This is a genomic window from Acidimicrobiia bacterium (assembly GCA_035948415.1).
GTDB lineage: Bacteria > Actinomycetota > Acidimicrobiia > IMCC26256 > PALSA-555 > PALSA-555.
On sequence record DASZJD010000028.1, the window covers coordinates 18,749 to 35,128 of the forward strand.

20 protein-coding genes are annotated in these 16,380 nt (G+C 74.5%); 6 read left to right on the forward strand and 14 right to left on the reverse strand.

All coding sequences use genetic code 11. The annotated features are described in order from the left end of the window. Positions 1–27: 27 nt before the first annotated feature. From VG869_03835 to VG869_03860, 6 genes are all read right to left on the reverse strand, one after another. Positions 28–963: an alpha/beta hydrolase gene (locus tag VG869_03835; protein ID HEV3450314.1), complete on the reverse strand. Its 936-nt coding sequence runs from the start codon at positions 961–963 to the stop codon at positions 28–30. Beyond that, positions 963–1,676, reverse strand: a complete 714-nt coding sequence (locus VG869_03840; GenBank protein HEV3450315.1) for an alpha/beta hydrolase — start codon at positions 1,674–1,676, stop codon at positions 963–965. Before VG869_03840 ends, VG869_03835 begins: the two co-directional genes overlap by 1 nt. Positions 1,677–1,679: 3 nt before the next feature. Further along, complete coding sequence (locus tag VG869_03845; protein ID HEV3450316.1) at positions 1,680–2,798, reverse strand: nitronate monooxygenase family protein; 1,119 nt, start codon at positions 2,796–2,798, stop codon at positions 1,680–1,682. A gap of 11 nt (positions 2,799–2,809) precedes the next feature. Continuing rightward, a complete protein-coding gene (locus tag VG869_03850) occupies positions 2,810–4,426 on the reverse strand; it encodes an acyl-CoA synthetase (GenBank protein HEV3450317.1) in 1,617 nt (538 codons plus the stop codon). Positions 4,427–4,716: 290 nt separating this feature from the next. Next, a complete protein-coding gene (locus VG869_03855) occupies positions 4,717–5,139 on the reverse strand; it encodes a hypothetical protein (GenBank protein ID HEV3450318.1) in 423 nt (140 codons plus the stop codon). Positions 5,140–5,243: 104 nt separating this feature from the next. After that, entirely contained in the window at positions 5,244–5,465 is a 222-nt protein-coding gene (locus VG869_03860; GenBank protein HEV3450319.1) for a hypothetical protein, read from the reverse strand. 35 nt (positions 5,466–5,500) lie between these two features. Between VG869_03860 and VG869_03865 the strand changes: the two genes are divergently transcribed. Then, on the forward strand, positions 5,501–6,670 hold the full coding sequence (locus VG869_03865) for an acetyl-CoA acetyltransferase (protein HEV3450320.1): 1,170 nt from the start codon (positions 5,501–5,503) through the stop codon (positions 6,668–6,670). Between the two features lie 10 nt (positions 6,671–6,680). Next, positions 6,681–7,106, forward strand: coding sequence for a Zn-ribbon domain-containing OB-fold protein (locus VG869_03870; GenBank protein ID HEV3450321.1), 426 nt, complete (start codon positions 6,681–6,683; stop codon positions 7,104–7,106). Positions 7,107–7,121: 15 nt separating this feature from the next. Here VG869_03870 and VG869_03875 read toward each other — a convergent pair whose 3' ends face one another. Genes VG869_03875 through VG869_03910 form a run of 8 tightly spaced genes read right to left on the reverse strand, consistent with a single transcriptional unit; the run spans position 7,122 to position 12,139 of the window. Beyond that, positions 7,122–7,778 carry a PaaI family thioesterase gene (locus VG869_03875; protein HEV3450322.1) on the reverse strand — a complete coding sequence of 219 codons (657 nt, stop codon included), beginning with the start codon at positions 7,776–7,778 and terminating at the stop codon, positions 7,122–7,124. Between the two features lie 16 nt (positions 7,779–7,794). Next, on the reverse strand, positions 7,795–8,544 hold the full coding sequence (locus VG869_03880; protein ID HEV3450323.1) for an SDR family oxidoreductase: 750 nt from the start codon (positions 8,542–8,544) through the stop codon (positions 7,795–7,797). A gap of 17 nt (positions 8,545–8,561) precedes the next feature. Beyond that, positions 8,562–8,822 carry a hypothetical protein gene (locus VG869_03885; protein HEV3450324.1) on the reverse strand — a complete coding sequence of 87 codons (261 nt, stop codon included), beginning with the start codon at positions 8,820–8,822 and terminating at the stop codon, positions 8,562–8,564. Next, positions 8,819–9,613 carry an SDR family oxidoreductase gene (locus VG869_03890; protein HEV3450325.1) on the reverse strand — a complete coding sequence of 265 codons (795 nt, stop codon included), beginning with the start codon at positions 9,611–9,613 and terminating at the stop codon, positions 8,819–8,821. Before VG869_03890 ends, VG869_03885 begins: the two co-directional genes overlap by 4 nt. Further along, positions 9,610–10,548, reverse strand: coding sequence for an alcohol dehydrogenase catalytic domain-containing protein (locus VG869_03895; protein ID HEV3450326.1), 939 nt, complete (start codon positions 10,546–10,548; stop codon positions 9,610–9,612). The genes VG869_03890 and VG869_03895 overlap by 4 nt, the downstream gene beginning before the upstream one ends. Then, positions 10,545–10,757, reverse strand: coding sequence for a hypothetical protein (locus VG869_03900; protein HEV3450327.1), 213 nt, complete (start codon positions 10,755–10,757; stop codon positions 10,545–10,547). The genes VG869_03895 and VG869_03900 overlap by 4 nt, the downstream gene beginning before the upstream one ends. Positions 10,758–10,790: 33 nt before the next feature. Next, the gene (locus VG869_03905; GenBank protein HEV3450328.1) at positions 10,791–11,078 is read right to left on the reverse strand and encodes a hypothetical protein; all 288 of its coding nucleotides are present in this window, start codon (positions 11,076–11,078) and stop codon (positions 10,791–10,793) included. Continuing rightward, the gene (locus VG869_03910) at positions 11,075–12,139 is read right to left on the reverse strand and encodes a hypothetical protein (GenBank protein ID HEV3450329.1); all 1,065 of its coding nucleotides are present in this window, start codon (positions 12,137–12,139) and stop codon (positions 11,075–11,077) included. The genes VG869_03905 and VG869_03910 overlap by 4 nt, the downstream gene beginning before the upstream one ends. A gap of 68 nt (positions 12,140–12,207) precedes the next feature. On the opposite strand from VG869_03910, the gene VG869_03915 reads away from it, so the two are divergent. The 4 genes from VG869_03915 to VG869_03930 form a co-directional block, all read left to right on the forward strand. Beyond that, positions 12,208–13,299, forward strand: coding sequence for an alcohol dehydrogenase catalytic domain-containing protein (locus VG869_03915; protein HEV3450330.1), 1,092 nt, complete (start codon positions 12,208–12,210; stop codon positions 13,297–13,299). 9 nt (positions 13,300–13,308) lie between these two features. Then, a complete protein-coding gene (locus tag VG869_03920) occupies positions 13,309–14,181 on the forward strand; it encodes an SDR family oxidoreductase (GenBank protein HEV3450331.1) in 873 nt (290 codons plus the stop codon). 105 nt (positions 14,182–14,286) lie between these two features. Further along, a complete protein-coding gene (locus VG869_03925) occupies positions 14,287–15,633 on the forward strand; it encodes an ABC transporter substrate-binding protein (protein HEV3450332.1) in 1,347 nt (448 codons plus the stop codon). A gap of 13 nt (positions 15,634–15,646) precedes the next feature. Further along, positions 15,647–16,380 (forward strand): ABC transporter ATP-binding protein (locus tag VG869_03930; protein HEV3450333.1); only part of this gene is annotated, 734 nt, incomplete at its 3' end.

Here is a 16,380-nt window from a genome sequence, read left to right on the forward strand (position 1 = left end):
CGGCGGCGACGCCCGCGCCCGCGGTCGTCAGCCGCCGAGGTGCCGGCGGAGGAACGAGCCGAGTCGCGCCATGGCCGAGTCGGCCTCGGGCACCCACGCGTCCATCCCGAGGAAGCCGTGCAGCATCCCGTCGAAGCGGTGGAGCTCGACCGGGACGTCGGCGCCGTCCAGGCGGCGGGCGAGCTCCTCGCCTTCGTCGCGGAGGGGGTCGTACTCGGCGGTGATGACGATCGTCGGGGGCAGCCGGCCGAGGTCGGCGGCGCGGAGCGGCGACGCGTACGGGTCGTCGGGGTCGCCGCCGGGACCGAGGTAGCACTCCCAGAACCAGCGCATGTCGCGGGCGGTGAGCAGGAAGCCCTCGCCGTTCGTCTCGTAGGAGGCGGTGTCGCCCGCGGCGTCGCACGCCGGGTACACGAGCGCCTGGGCCGCCAGCGGCGGACCCTCGGTCCGGGCCCGCAGGGCCGCCGCCGCGCTCAGGTTGCCGCCGGCGCTGTCACCGGCGACGGCGAGGCGGGTCGGGTCGCCCCACAGCTCGGCACCGTGGTCGGCGAGCCATCGGATCGCGGCGGAGCAGTCGTCGAGCGGGGCGGGGAACCGGTGCTCGGGCGCGAGGCGGTACTCGACGCTGACGACGATGGCGCCGCTGGCGTTGGCGAGCCGGCGGCACACGCGGTCGTGGGTCTCGACGCCCATGAACACCCAGCCGCCGCCGTGGAAGTAGCAGACGATCGGCGCGGCGTCGCCGGCGGCCGCGGGCCAGTACACGCGCGCCGGCACCGGGCCACCGTCGGTGTCGAGGTGACGGTCCTTGACCGCGGCCACCGGCTGCGCGGGCTTGGCGCCGGCGTCGGCGAACGCCTGCGCGCTCAGGCGCAGGAGCTCGAGCGGCTGCTCGTCGAGCGGCGGGAGCTCCAGGCGGGCGGCTTCGTCGAGGAAGGCCTGCAGCGGCGCCGCGAGGGGCATCACGCACCGGCCCAGAGACGCTCGAGGGCGACCGCGGCCTCGTCGGGGCGTTCGACGATGCTCCAGTGACCGGCGTCGAGCTCGACGAACTCGGCCCCGGCCAGCTCGGCGGCGGCCCGCCCGTACGAGGATGGCCCGTACGGGTCGCGCGCGCCCCACAGCACGAGCGCCGGGGGCCCGTCGACCGCTCGGTCGGGCGTCCACTCCGTCGCGATGTCGACCGCCGAGCGGTAGAGGGCGAGGATCGCCGCCTTCATCGTGTCGTCGGCGCGGGCGGCGGCGCCGCCCGCGTCCGGGTGCCCGGCCTCGCGCAGCGCCGCCTCGACGGCGTCGGGAGTCATGAGCGCCATGATCTGCTCGCCGACGCCGCTGGTCTGCCACTGGTGCGCGAGCTCGTGCCACCGGAACCGCGCGCTGACGGCGCCGTCGGCGAGGACGAACGTGCGGGCCAGCTCGGGTCGGGTGGTGGCGACGCGCTGGGCGAGCAGCGACCCCCAGTCGTGGCCCACGAGGTCGACCGGCTCCCCGATCGCGGCGAGCTCGCCCGCGAGCCACTCGGCGTACTCGTCCTTCGTGCAGCCGAAGCCGGCGGGGACCGGCGCGCCGAAGCCGGGGAGCCGCGGGCACACCAGGTCCTTCCGGCGGAGCGACGCCAGGAGCGGTGACCAGAGCTCGGCGGTGTCGGGGACGCCGTGGACGAGGACGGCCGGCACCGGCTAGTCCTCGTCGCGAAGCGTGTCGAGCCGCTGCGTGGCGTCCACGAACTCCTCCATGAGGTCCAGGACGACGTCCCGGACCGGGCGCACCGACGTCATCCGGCCGACGATCTGGCCGACCGGCATCACGCGCAGCTCGTCGACGCCGTACTTGGCGACGCGTCGCTGCGCGTCGGCCGTGGCCATGTACTGGAGCGGCATGGGCAGGTAGCCGGGGGAGTCGGGCCGCTCCCAGGCGTCGGTCCAGGGCGTGCGCAGCTGGCGGGCCGGCTTGCCGGTCAGGACCCGCGAGCGCACCGTGTCCCGCGAGCCGGCGGCGATGAGCCGGTCCATCACCGGCGGGGCCGTGTCGCTCTCGGTCGTCGTGAGCCAGATCGAGCCCGTCCACACCCCGTCGGCGCCCAGCGCCATCGCGGCCGCCATCTGTCGGCCCGAGCCGATGCCGCCGGCGGCGAGCACCGGCACCCGGTCGCCCACCGCGTCGACCACCTCGGGCACGAGCACCATCCCGGCGACGTCGCCGGTGTGGCCACCGGCCTCGTAGCCCTGGGCGACGATCACGTCGACGCCCTGGTTCACCTGCCGCTCGGCGTGGGCGAGGCTGCCGACGAGGGCGGCGACGCGCACGTCGTGGTCGTGCGCGAGGTCCACCACGTCCTTCGGCGGGGGGCCGAGCGCGTTGACGAGCAGGCGGGTCGGGTGGGCGAGCGCGATCTCCACCTGGGGCCGGGCCCCCTCGTGGGTCCAGCCGAGGAGGCCGCTGCGCTCCTCGTCGTCGCTGAGGGGCGGGACCTCGTACTCGCTGAGCACGCGCTCGATGAAGTCCGTGTGCTCCTTCGGGATCATCTCGGCGAGCTGCTGCTCCATGCGGTCGGGGTCGAGCTGGCCGCCCGAGCCGGCGTAGCTGGCCGGCATGACGACGTCGACGCCGTACGGGCGGCCGTCGACGTGCTCGTCGATCCAGTGGAGCTCGACCTCGAGCTGCTCGGGCGTGAACGCGAGCGCGCCGAGCACTCCCATGCCGCCGGCCTTGCTAACCGCGGCGACGACGTCGCGGCAGTGGCTGAACGCGAAGAGCGGCAGGTCCAGGCCGAAGAGCTCGGTGACGCGGGTGCGCATCGGGACCTCCTTCAGACGGGGGAGACGGCGCCGGTGGCGACGTCCTTCGCCCACCGGTAGTCGGGCTTCCCGGACGGCGACCGCACGATGCTCGCCACCACGTGCAGCTCCCGGGGGACCTTGTAGCCGGCCAGCTGCCGACGGCAGTGCTCCTGGATCGCCTCGAGGGTCGGCGCGCTGGCGTCGCGCGGCTGGATGACCGCGGCGACCCGCTGGCCCCACCGCTCGTCAGGCACGCCGACCACGGTGCAGTCGTACACCTCGGGGTGCGACTTGATCGCCGCTTCCACCTCCTCGGGGTAGATCTTCTCGCCCCCGGAGTTGATGGAGATCGAGCCCCGGCCGAGGAGCACGATGCGGCCGTCGGCCTCGACGGTCGCGTAGTCGCCCGGGATCGAGTAGCGGGTGCCGTCGGGGCCGCGGACGAAGGTGTCCGCCGACTTCTCGGGGTCCTTGTAGTACTCGAGCGGGATGTTGCCGGTGCGGGCGAGCCGGCCGACGGCGCCGGACCCCGGCGCCACCGGCCGCAGGTCGTCGTCGACCACGACGGTGTCGAGGATGGCGGTGACGCGGGGCCCCCGGGCCTCGGCCTGCCCGGCCTGCACGAGCGTGTAGCCGTTCGAGCCCGTCTCGGAGGCGCCGATGGCCTCGCTCACGACGACGCCGGGGAGGCGGGCGAGCAGCCGCTCCTTGACCGAGGGGGAGAAGACGGCGGCGGTGCTCGAGATGTTCACGAGCGACGACAGGTCGTAGTCGGCGCCGGGCTCGTCGAGGGCCTCGACGAGGGGACGGCCCATGGCGTCGCCCGTGATCATGATGCTGTTGACCCGCTCCTCGCCGACCAGCTGCCAGACCCGGACCGGGTCGAACCGGGCGACGAGCACCACCTTGTTGCCCTGGAAGCCGCCCCCCATCACCGACCACTGCGTGGCGCCGTGCATGAGCGGGGCGATGGGCAGCATCGTCGCCGGCTCACGCTCCTCGGCCCGCTCGACGAGGGCCTCCGGACGGTCGACGCGGGTGTTCGTCGTGGGGTCGATGCCGCCGCCCAGCGCGAAGAACACGTCCTCGTGGCGCCATACGACGCCCTTCGGCATCCCGGTGGTGCCGCCCGTGTAGAGGATGTAGCGGTCGTCCGGGGAGCGAGGCCCGAAGTCCCGCTCCGGTGACCCGCTCGCCATCGCCGTCTCGTACTCGACCGAGGCCAGGCCGGCGAGGTCGGCGCCGCTGCCGTCGTCGACGACCACGGAGTGGGTCAGCATCGGGAGGTTGCCGAGGACGTTGCGGACCCGCGGCGCGAACTCCCGCTGGTAGACCAGCGCCCGTAGGTCGGCGTTCTCGAAGAGGTAGGCGAGCTCGCCCTCGACGTACCGGTAGTTGATGTTGACCCAGACCGCCCGCAGCTTGAACACGGCCCAGAGGGTCTCGACCCACTCCACGGAGTTCGAGGCGTAGATGCCGACGTGGTCCCCGGGTCCGATGCCCTGCGCCGCGAGGTGGTGGGCGAGGCGGTTCGCCCGCGCGTCCAGCTCGGCGTAGGTCCGGCGCTGGCCCTCGGCGACCACATACTCCCGAGGTCCGAAGTGGTCGGCGGCGTGCTCGAAGAGGTCGGCGAGGTTGAACTCCATCGCCACGCACTCTACGGCCGACCTGACGGTGGGTCAGATGCGCTGGGCGCGATCACCGGCCCGGTGGGGCGCGCCGCGCCCCCGTTCGCTCCGGCCACATGGCTCCGTCGACGTCAAGGAGTTCTTCATCACCGACGACCGCGGAGGCGAGGGCGGCTCGTCACCGACCCGCCCGACGTCGGAGCCTCAGGAATCTCTCCGAGCAACGCCAGTCATCAACTCCGGGGCCGGTCGCGACCTCAACCACAACGCCGGCGACTCGCTTCAGCGCGACATCCCGCGCCCAGCCGTTACCGGTTTGAGGAGGGATGAGGCGGCAAACCGAGTATGGCGGCGGCGACCCGCGCCGCGGCCTCGCCGTCGACCTCCGGGAGCAGCCTGCGATAGGGGGCCCAACCCTCGAAGGGCTGAGGGTCGGCCCTTCGACACGCCTTGATCAGGCGGATGGCCGTCGCCTCCCAGTTATCGACTGCACGCATGCGAGCACGGTTCCGGATGTCCTCCATCAAGCTTCCGTCGTCGCGGAGGAGGATGTCTCGCCCTGGGATTCGTTCGGCACCGTGCGCAAGAGCCATGAAGGTCCGCTCAGGACCGACGGCCACGAGAATGAGCTTGTCGAGGATCTCCTCGGAAGCCTCCGGCACCAACGAGGCATCGCGTCGCGTCACCTGCTTGGAGCGTTCGAGACCCTCGGACAGCGATCGAAGGAACAACGCCCGCCGTGCGTACCGGCGCCGCGACCATGCGGTCTGGCGACCGCAGCCACAGGGACAGGGCCTCGCCACCGCGGCACGATACTTTTTTGGGCCCCAAGTTCTCAACCGGTTCCGCCGAGCGGCGGAGCGCCGACGCCGGCGATCGTCACCCGCGGCGACGTCGAGACCTGGCCGAGGTCACGCACCACGGCGCCGCCGATCCGCCCGTCGGGGAGTCGCAGCTCGAAGGACGGCTCGACGCCCGCCGAGATCGCGATCCCGGGCCCGGCGGGCGCGGGCGCGCCGCCGTGGCACCCCGCGCGACCGGTGTGCTTCACTGACACGCCCGTCACCATCAGAGGCCGCGAGGGAGCAACCCGTGGACCGCACGCCCGTGATCGTCGGGACCGGCCTGTCCGACTACCCGAAGGCGCCGCACCTGGATGGGGTGCAGCACCACGTCCAGGCCATGCAGCGCGCGCTCGCGGACAGCGGCGTCGAGAAGGCCGACATCGACGGCTACGTGAGCGCAGGCGGCGGCGGCCTGATGATCGACGACGCCGTCACCATGGCCGAGTACCTGCGGATCGACCACCGCTACATCGACGGCACGATGACCGGCGGTTCGTCGTTCGAGTTCCACGTCCAGCACCTGGCCGCCGCCATCCGGGAGGGCCTCTGCGACGTGGCGCTGGTGACGTACGGCTCCGACCAGCTCAGCCGCATGGGCCGACGCCTCGGCACCGGCGGGTTCCAACGGCCCGGGGCCCGCGTCGGCGGGCCGATCCAGTACGAGGCGGCCTACGGGAACTCCCTCGTCGGCTCCTACGCCATGCACGCGGCCCGGCACATGCACGAGTTCGGGACCACACCGGAGCAGCTGGCGGAGATCGCCGTCGGCGTCCGCGAGTACGCGACGCTCAACCCGCACGCGATCTACCGCGACCCCATCACCGTCGACGACGTGGTGAACAGCCGGGTGATCGCCGACCCGCTCCACAAGCTCGACTGCTGCGCGATCACCGACGGGGGTGGCGCGTTCATCATCACCACCGCCGACCGGGCCAAGGACCTGCGTCAGCCCCCGGTGTACGTGCTCGGTGCCGCCGGGGGTGAGACCCACTGGAACGTCAGCCAGCAGCCCGACTTCACGAGCTGCGCCGGCGCCACCGCCGGCCCGGCCGCGTTCGCCCGGGCTGGGATCGGCCCCGATGACGTCGACATGCTGATGTTCTACGACTCGTTCACGATCACCTGCCTGATCCTGCTCGAGAGCATCGGGTTCGTGCCGAAGGGCGAGGGCGGGCCGTTCGTCGCCGCCGGCAACCTCAAGCGAGGCGGCCGGTGGCCGCTCAACACCGACGGCGGTGGCCTGTCGTCCTGCCACCCCGGGATGCGCGGCATCTTCCTGATCATCGAGGCCGCCCGCCAGCTGCGCGGGCAGGCGGGGGAGGCCCAGGTCCCGGACTGCGAGGTGGCCCTCTGCGCCGGGTCGGGGGGCTGGCTCAGCTGCATCGGGGTCGCCATCCTCGGCGCCGAGCACCCGTGAGAGGAGCGCGATGGGTGAGGTCCTGACGCCGGAGGAGTGGCAGAAGCCGCTGCCGGTGATCGACGAGGTGAACGGCGCCTACTGGGCCGCCGCGGCCGAGGGCCGGCTCCTGATCCAGGAGTGCCCGCAGTGCCACCACCGGCAGTTCTACCCCCGCGCCCTCTGCACCCGCTGCGGCGGCGAGCCGGACTGGCTCGAGTGCCGCGGGCGCGGGACGGTGCACACGTTCACGGTCGTGCGCCAGATGGGCATGCGGCCGTTCCGGGACGAGCTGCCGTACGTCGTGGCGATGGTCGAGCTCGAGGAGGGGCCCATGATGATGGGCAACGTGACCGGCTGCGACCCCGACGCGGTCCGGATCGGCCTCCCGGTCGAGGCCTACTTCGTGCGCGCCGCCGAGGACGTCGGGGTCGTCATGTGGCGGCCGCCCGCTTGACGGCGCGTCGTCACGTCAGCGGGGCCGGCTCCCGTCCCGCGGCGCGATGAACACGATCGACGCCTCGGCGAGGAGCTCGCCGCCGCACGACGAGGTGGCGCGCACCCAGATCTTGCGTCCCTCGACCCGGTCGACGTGGGCCTCGTAGTCGATCCGTCGCTGCAGCGGCGTCGGCCGGATCATCCGCACGGTGAGCGTCCCCGTGTAGCCGGCCTGTCCCGACGCCACCTGGGCCGCCCCCATGAGGTCGTCGAACGCCGCCGCCACGAAGCCGCCGTGCACGTGCCCGATCGGTCCCTCGTACGCGGGCGTGTAGACGGCGCCGCCGCGGGTGCCGTCGTCGGTCACCGTCCACTGCACCGGCGGGGCCAGCGGGTTGCTCCGCCCGCTGATGCCGCTGCGCTCGAGGAGGGCGCCCTGCGCCCCGGGCTGGGCCCCGAGCCCGCCGGAGGCGTGGAGGCTCGGGAAGGCGGCCAGGGTGTCGGCGAGCGCGCGCACCTTCTCGGTGGCGGTGTCGACCGCGGTCGGGTCGGCCGCGGCGCTGTCGAGGTGCGCGACCAGCTCGATCACCCGCTTCACCTCGCGGACCAGCCGATGCTTGCCGGCCCGGCGGTCGGTCTCGGGGGGATCGAACGCGACGTAGGTGCTGCGGGCGTCGGGCGGCAGGGTCACCGGCGCAGACTATGGGTCAGCCGGGACTCGAACCGGGCCCCCTCGGCCCCGGGACGCCCCGGAACTCGTAGCGCTCGGCGCCGCGGCCGGCGACGATCGTGCGCACGACGCCGGCCTCGTCGGCGGCGAGCAGCGCCGCCACCGCCTCGGCGACCTCGGCGGGATCGAGGATCGGCCGTCCCTCGTCGAGGATCCGCCGCTTCTGCTCCGGCGTGAGCAGCCCGGTGTCGACGCCCCCCGGGCAAATGGCCTGGAGGCGCACGCCGCGCGCCGCGAGCTGCGGCGCGGCGCTGCGCACGAAGCCGACGACGGCGTGCTTCGTCGCCGCGTACATCGGGTCCTGCTCGTAGGGGCCGAGCCCGGCCAGCGACGCCGTCGCCACGATGGCGCCCCCGCCGCCACCGGCGATGATCGGGGCGAGGGCGCGCACGCCGAGCAGCACCCCGTCGAGGTTCACGCCCCGCACGCGCTCGAGCCGGGTCCAGGGCACGTCGAGGACGTCGGTGGGCACGGCCGCCGTCAGCACCCCCGCGTTCAGGAGCGCGCCCACGACCCGTTCCTCGCGGCGGCCGAGCTCGTCGACGAGCCGGCCCCAGGCGGCCTCGTCGCTGACGTCCAGGGCCACGAACCTGCCGCCGACGTCGTCGGCGACCCCGCGGCCGGCCTCGTCGGCGACGTCGCAGCACACGACGGCGCGGCCGTCGCGGGCCAGCCGCCGCGCCGAGGCGGCGCCGATCCCGGACGCGGCGCCGGTCACGACGACCACCGGCGCCGCCGACCCGCTCAGGCGGCCTCCCGCGGGTCGTCGAGCCGCACCGCGCGCACCGCCGGCTCGTGCTCGCGGAGGGCGTCGAGGAGCAGCCGGTCGAGCAGCGGTCGGGGCACCACGCACTCGGCGCAGTCGGCCGACTCGAGCTCGAGGCGCAACGACAGCTCGCCCGCGGCCCCGTCCCACCCGACCACGACGACCTGGGCGCCGTCGGGCCCGAGGAAGCGGGCGACGGCGGCGAGCCCGGCGGCGAGCCCGGGCGGCGCCGAGCTCACGTCGTCTCCAGGCGGGGCCGGTTGCGGGCCAGGTGGGCGCCGTTGTCGGAGAGCACGAGCTGCCCGGTCACCCCCCGCCCGAGGTCGGAGGCCAAGGCCACGACGAGGCGGGCGAGGTCGTCGGGCTCGTTCATCCGTCCGAGCGGGATCGAGGTCACGAGCGCGGCGAGATAGTCGTCCGACAGCGCGTCGCGGGTGCTGGGGGTCAGGGTCGTGCCGGGCGCCACCGCGTTCACGCGCACGCCGTGCGGGCCGAGCTCGACCGCCAGGGTCTGCGAGAGGTGGTTGATGGCGGCCTTGGCCGCGCCGTAGGCGGCGAGGTCGAGGGCCGGGCGCGTGCTCTCACCCGAGCTGACGTTGAGGATGACCCCGCCGACCCGCGCGGCGACCATGGCCGCGCCCTCGGCCCGGCAGCACGCCGCGGTCACGAGGAGGTTCTGGGTCACGACCTCCGCGACGTAGCCCGGGTCCTGGTCGAGGAACGGGGCCGGGGCGAGCCCGGCCAGGCTCCCGACGTTGTTGACGGCGACGTCGAGCCCGCCGAGCGCGGCGACGGTCGCCTCGACGGCGTCGGCGGCGGCGCCGTCGCGCCGGAGGTCGGCCTCCACGGCGGCGACCCGCGTGCCCTCGCGTCCGGCCTCGGCCGCGGCCGACGCCAGGGCCGCGGCGTCGCGGTCCACGAGCGCGACGTCGCACCCGGCGCGGGCCAGCCAGGACGCGACCGCCCGTCCGATGCCGGCGCCGGCGCCGGTGACGAGCGCGGCGCGGTCCGCCAGTCGCAGGTCGATCACGGCTCGAGCACGACCTTGATCGCGCCCGAGCCCCGGTCGGCGGCGACGCGGAAGGCCTCGGCCGCGTCCTCGAGCGGGAAGCGGTGGGTCACGAGCGCGGCGACGATCTCCGGTTCCCGAGCCAGGAGCGCGGCGGCGTCGTCGAGGTCGCGCCCGCCCGGATGCCACCCGTACGTGTACGACCAGCGGAACTCGAGCTCCTTCATGAGCGCCGGGATCCCCGGCACCGGGACCGGGCTCCAGTGCGTGCTGAGGAGCAGGACGAGCCCGCCCGGCCGGCACAGCGACGCCGCGCGCGCGAGCGCGCTGTCGGTGCCGGCGGCCTCGACGACGACGTCGTACTCCTCGTCGCCGACGCCGGACGCGCCGAGCCGCTCGCCGGCCTCCTGCTGGTGGCGGTGCCGTGCCGCCAGCCCGATCGTGGTGACGCCGCGGCCGCGGGCCGCGGCCACCGCCGCCAGCCCGATGGCGCCGCCCCCGACGACCGCGACTCGAACGGCAGGGTCGACGGCGGCGAGCCGCAGCCCGTGCCCGGCGACGGCGAGCGGCTCGACCAGGCAGCCGTCGGCGACCGGCACGCCCGCGGGCAGCGGCACGAGGGCGGTCGCGCCGACGAGGACGCGCTCCGCCATCCCGCCGTCGACCGCCACCCCGAGGGCTCGCTCGGCGCCGGTGCGGCAGCGGTGCGGGGCGCCGGCCCGGCACTGGTCGCAGGCGCCGCACGGCTGGCTGGGGTCGATCGCGACCGCGGTGCCGTCCTCGAGCCGGCCCGCGAACTCGTGGCCCAGCGTGAACGGGAGCGGGCCGTGCTCGAGCAGGTGCAGGTCGCTGCCGCAGATCCCGGCCGCGACGACGTCGACGCGGCGGCCGGGTCCCGCCGGCTCGGGCCGATCGACGACGGTGACGCCGTCGGGGGAGTCGCGGACGGCCCTCACGGGTGACCGGTCAGGAGCCCGAGCACCGCCTCGACCGCCTCGTCGGCGCGGCTCGTGACGTCCGCGGCGGCGATCCCGCCGAGCGGGTGCGTGACCACCGCGATGCGGGCGCTCGGCAGCCCGGACGCGGCCGCGACCTGGCGGGCGAGCGCCGCGAACGCGGTCGTGGCCACGAGGACGGTCGGGCGCCCGGCGGCTTCGAGCCGCACCAGGTCGTGGACACTCCACGACGTGCACGACCCTCAGTCGGCGGATCCGGTCACGACGACGTGCGCGGCCTCGAGCTGGCGCAGGATCTCCGGCTCGGCGGGCTCGGCCGCGGTCGCCTTGGCCGCGACGATGGCCACCTCGGCGCCGGTGCGGGCGGCGAGCCGCTCCGCGATGCCGGTCAGCAGGGCGCGGGCGTTCGGCTTCCCGTTGTCGAGCACCGCGATGGCCCGGCCGCTCAGGCTCGGCACCGCCGGCGCGGCGGCGGCCGGCGTCGGCGCCACCGCCCCCTCGGGGGAGAGCAGCTCGAGGGCGCGGGTCATGGCTCGACCGCCACCGTGACGCTCCTCGTCATGCCCCAGCTCGGGATCACGCAGGAGTGCTTGCCGGGGCCGCCGGCGACGAGGACCCGCACGTTGTCGGGATCGTCGGTCATCGGGAGGAGGGCGTCGTCGTCCTCGATGGCCGCCAGCCACGGCGCCCACGCCACCGCCTCGAAGGCGCGGCGGAGCTCGCCCCGCGGCCGCCGGGCTCGCTCGTACAGGAACGACTGCACGTCGCCCCGCGACCAGCCGTGCGCGGCGATGGTCGCCGCGTGCTCCGGGCCCAGCACGACGAAGAACTCGCCCTGGGAGATGCAGGCGTTGTTGGACCCGAGGGTCGCCATCACCGAGGCGGCCTTCGTCAGCAGCCGGACGGGCTCGTCGCTCTCCATGTCGTGAACGTTGTGCGGGTTCTCCCCGCAGGCGACGGTCACCGCGCTGGCGGCGTCGACGCCGCGGCTGCGGTGGTACGCGGGCCACGGGCTGGCGGCGGCGTGCTCGGCGACGCAGTACGTGTACTTGCTCGGCTGGCCCTGCGTGGCGGCGTCGCCGGCGCCGGGTCGGGCCCCGCCGACGTGCAGCAGGACGAAGCGCACGGCGCGGCCGACGGTGGCGTTGGCGCGGTGGCCGGGACCGAACGCGCCAACACCGGCGTTGAACCCGCCGCGCTCCACCGCGTCCCCGTGCACGATCACGAGCGGCGCCACCGGGTGCGTCGTCGCCTGCACCCCCCGCAGGTTCACCTCGGGTCGCGTGAGGGCGCGGACGGCGGCCGCGACGACCGGCAGCACCGACGGCGGGCAGCCGGCCAGGACCGCGTTCACTGCGACCGTGCGCAGCGTCGCGGCGCCGTCGCGCGGCGGCACCACGCCGAGCAGCTCGTCGGGGTCCCCCGCGGCGGCGAGCATGCCCTCGACCCGCGCCCGGGTCGGCGCGACCACCGGCAGGCCGTCACCCCACCCGCGCGCGTCGAGCAGCCCCCACAGCGCCTCGGGCGACTCGTCCGCGACCTCGACCACCTCGTCGGGGTGAGCGGTGAGCGCGTGGTCCGGAAGTGCCATGATCCCCTGCGGCGTGAGCCACGCGCAGTGTACGGGGGAGGTCCCTTGGGCGCGACGGGGACGCGGCCGTGACCAGCACCGTGCGGGCCGGCGTGTTCACCGGTGATTCGCGTCACGAGGTGCGGAGCTTCCCCGAGCCGGACCCGCCGCCCGGCGGCGCGGTGCTGCGCGTCGAGGCCTGCGGGCTGTGCGGGAGCGACCTGGCCCAGCACGAGGGCGGGGTCGGCGTCCCGGGCGAGCGGTTCCCCGTCGTGCCCGGGCACGAGATCGTCGGGCGGGTGGCGAAGCTCACCGACGCCGGGGCCTCGGCCTGGGGCCTCGCCGAGGGCGACCGCGTCTGCGTCGACGAGATCCTCCGCTGCGGGACGTGCTCGGCGTGCCGGGCCGGCGAGCCCGACTGCGTCGCCATGCAGGTCTACGGCTACACGATGGGCGTCGACGACGGGCCCGGGCTGTGGGGCGGCTACGGGGAGCTGATGGCGGTGCGGCCCGGCACGAACCTGCACCGGGTGCCCGACGACGTCCCCGCGGCGGAGCTGACGATGTTCGAGCCGCTCGCCAACGCCGTCCACTGGGTGGGCCGGGCCGGGGTGGCGCTCGGCGACACCGTCGTCGTCGAGGGGCCCGGCCACCAGGGCCTGGCCTGTCTCGTCGCCGCGCTCGCGGCGGGGGCGGCCCGCGTCGTCGTGACCGGAACCGGCGACGACGCCGTCCGCCTCGACGCCGCCCGCCACCTCGGCGCGGCGGCGACCGTCGACGTCGACGCCGAGGACCCGGTGACCCGGGTCGCCGAGCTGACCGACGGCCGGATGGCCGACGTCGTGATGGACCTCGCCGCGGTCGCGACCGCGACGGTCCCGCTGGCCCTGAAGCTGGCTCGGACCCGCGGCACGGTGCTGCTCGCCGGGCTCAAGCACTTCCGCCCCGTCGAGGGCCTGGTCTCGGACCTGATCGTCCTGCGCCAGCTGACCCTGGTCGGGGGAGCGGGATACACGCCGACGGCGATGGCGCGCGCGGTCGCCCTCCTCGTCTCGGGCGCGGTCGACCGCGGGCCCCTGGTGGGGGAGACCGTCACCCTCGACGCCCTCGACGAGGGCGTCGCCCTGCTCGCCCGCGCCGCCGACCACGACGCGGTGCACGTCAGCCTCGTGCATCCCTGAGGGGTGGGGGTGGGCGCGCTCGACGGCCGGGTGGTGGTGGTCACGGGCGCGGGTCGCGGCATGGGGCGCGAGCACGCCCGGCTCCTCGCCGCCGAGGGAGCGGCGCTCGTCGTGAACGACACCGGCGCCGAGCGGGACGGCACCGGCGGCGACCCCGCCGTCGTCGAGGCGGTCGCGGCCGAGCTCGCGGCCCGGGGGGCGGCGGTGGTCGCCACCGCCGATGACGTCAGCACGATGGACGGCGCCGAGCGGACCGTCGCCGCCGCGGTCGACGGGTGGGGCCGGCTCGACGCGCTCGTCAACAATGCCGGGATCCTGCGGGACCGGATGTTCGTGAACATGACCGAGGACGACTGGGACGCGGTCGTGCGCGGCCATCTCCGCTCCACGTTCTGCACGACGCGGCGGGCGGCCGGGCACTGGCGCGACCGGTCGAAGGCCGGCGAGGAGGTCCGCGCCGCGGTCGTGAACGTCTCGTCGACCTCGGGGCTGCTCGGGTCGGTCGGCCAGACGAACTACGGAGCGGCCAAGGCCGGGGTCGCCGCCCTCACCGTCATCCTGGCGCAGGAGCTCGGCCGGTACGGGGTGCGGGTGAACGCCATCGTGCCGGTCGCCCGCACCCGCATGACCGAGGAGGTCGCGGGCATCGCCGACGTGGTCCGCGCCCCCGCCGACCCGGCCGCCTTCGACGTCTACGACCCCGCCAACGTGTCGCCGGTGGTCGCCTGGCTCGTCAGCGAGGCCTGCCCCGCGACCGGTCGGGTGCTGTACGTCCGGGGCGGGGAGGTCCGGGTGATGGACGGCTGGCACCACGGGCGGACGGTCGAGCGGGACGGCCGCTGGACCGTCCCCGCGCTCGGGGCGGCGCTCGGCGACCTGTGACCGGGGTGCCTTGCAACACGTTTCAGTTCCGACAAGACTGCGGCCCGTCTCGGCGCCGACAGCGCGAGCGGCCCGTGCGGGGCCCCGGGCACAGGGGGGATCAGCGTGAGACGTTTCCGGTGGACGGCCATCCTGACCGTCGTCGCGCTCGCCAGCGTCGGGAGCGCCACCGCCGCCGTGGCCGCCTCCAGCGGCGGCCGGGCCGCCGCCGGGCCGCCACCCACCGCCACCGAGGTCGGCGTCACCAGCAGCGAGATCCACATCGCCGTCGTCGCCGACGTCGACAACACCCTCCAGCCCGGGCTCTTCCGCGGCTCGGTCGCGGGGGTCCGGTCCTTCGCCAGCTACATCAACTCCCTCGGCGGGATCGGCGGGCGCAAGGTGGTGGTCGACTTCATCGACTCGCACCTCAGCAACAGCGAGGCCCGGAACGCCGTCATCCGGGCCTGCAGCCAGGACTTCGCCCTCGTCGGAACCTCGGCGCTGTTCCTGAACAACGTCGACGACCTGCTTTCCTGCAAGGACCAGAGCGGCCAGACGACCGGGCTGCCCGACATCCCGGTCGTGGCCACCGAGATCGTCCAGCAGTGCTCGCCGACCTCGTTCCCGATCAACCCGCCCCAGATCGTCTGCGGGACCAGGGCCCAGCACCCGCAGACCTACCAGGCCAACGCCGGCCGGTACTTCTACTACGCGAAGAAGTTCGGGAAGAACCTCCACGGCGTCTACCTCTACACGGGCGACCTCAAGAGCGCCCACGACGCCAACCAGGTGACGGGGACGGCGCTCCAGAACCTCGGGGTCAAGGCCGACCTGGCCACCTCGATCTCCGCGCTCGCGCCCCAGAGCGGCTACACGCCCGCGGCGCAGTCGATGAAGTCGAAGGGCTCGAACTTCGCCGAGGTCGAGCTCGCCTACAGCCAGACCGTGGACCTGCGGAAGGAGGCGGCGCTCCAGGGGGTCACCGACCCGAAGATCCTCTGGTCCTGCACCGTCCAGTGCTACAACCCGCAGTTCCTGTCCCAGGGCGGCGCCTCGGTCGAGGGCCAGCACATCTCGCTCGGCTTCCTGCCCTTCGAGGAACCGAAGGCGAACAAGGCCGTGGCCGCGTTCGACAAGTACACGCCCGCCGACGAGCGGGACGGCTTCGCCGCCGACGGCTTCGCCGCCGGGCTGGCGCTGCGCGACGCGGCGAACGCGGTCGTGAAGCAGAGCGGCACGAACGGCCTCACCCGGAAGGCCCTGCTCAGCGCGCTGAACAACCTCACCGCCTTCAACGGCGACGGGATGTTCGGCACCACGAACATCGGCGGCCGGGTCCCGTCGGACTGCTACATGATCGTCCAGGTGAAGAACGGGAAGTACGTGCGGGAGTTCCCGACGAAGCCCGGGACCTTGGACTGCACCAAGCGCAATGTCGTGAACTTCAAGCTCGATCTCGGAACTGGGTGATCCGCACGGCGTCATGAGCCTCCTGTCCTGCCACGAGGTGTCGGTCAGCTTCGGGGGCCTGAAGGCGCTCGACGAGGTGACGCTCGACGTCCCGCCGGGCCAGGTCACGGGCCTCATCGGACCGAACGGGGCCGGCAAGACCACGCTCTTCAACGCCATCTGCGGGCTCCAGCCCCTGAACGAGGGCGGCATCCAGCTCGACGGGCGTGAGATCAGCACCGAGCGGCCGCACAAGCGGGCCCGGCTCGGCATCGCGCGGACGTTCCAACGACTCGAGACCTTCGGCACCCTGTCGGTGCGCGACAACGTCCTCGTCGCCGCCGAGATGCGGCGAGGGTGGTCGCGGGAGCGGTTCCGGCCCGGGGCGCTGACCGACCAGCTCGTCGAGCGCGTCGGCCTGGCCTCGGTCGCCGGGGAGCGGGTCGACCAGCTCCCGACCGGGACCCAGCGGCTCGTCGAGGTGGCCCGGGCCCTCGCCACCAAGCCCCGCGTGCTGCTGCTCGACGAGCCGTCGGCGGGCCTCAACGAGGAGGAGACGACGGAGCTGGCGGCGCTGCTCCGCGAGCTGGCCGCCACCGGCCTCGGCATCCTCCTCGTCGAGCACGACATGGGCCTGGTGATGAGCGCCTCCGACGGCATCCACGTCCTCGACTTCGGGCGGATCATCGCCGTCGGGACCCCCGAGGACGTGCAAGCCGACCCGCTCGTGCGCGCCGCCTACCTCGGCGAGGGGGAGGCCGAGGAGGA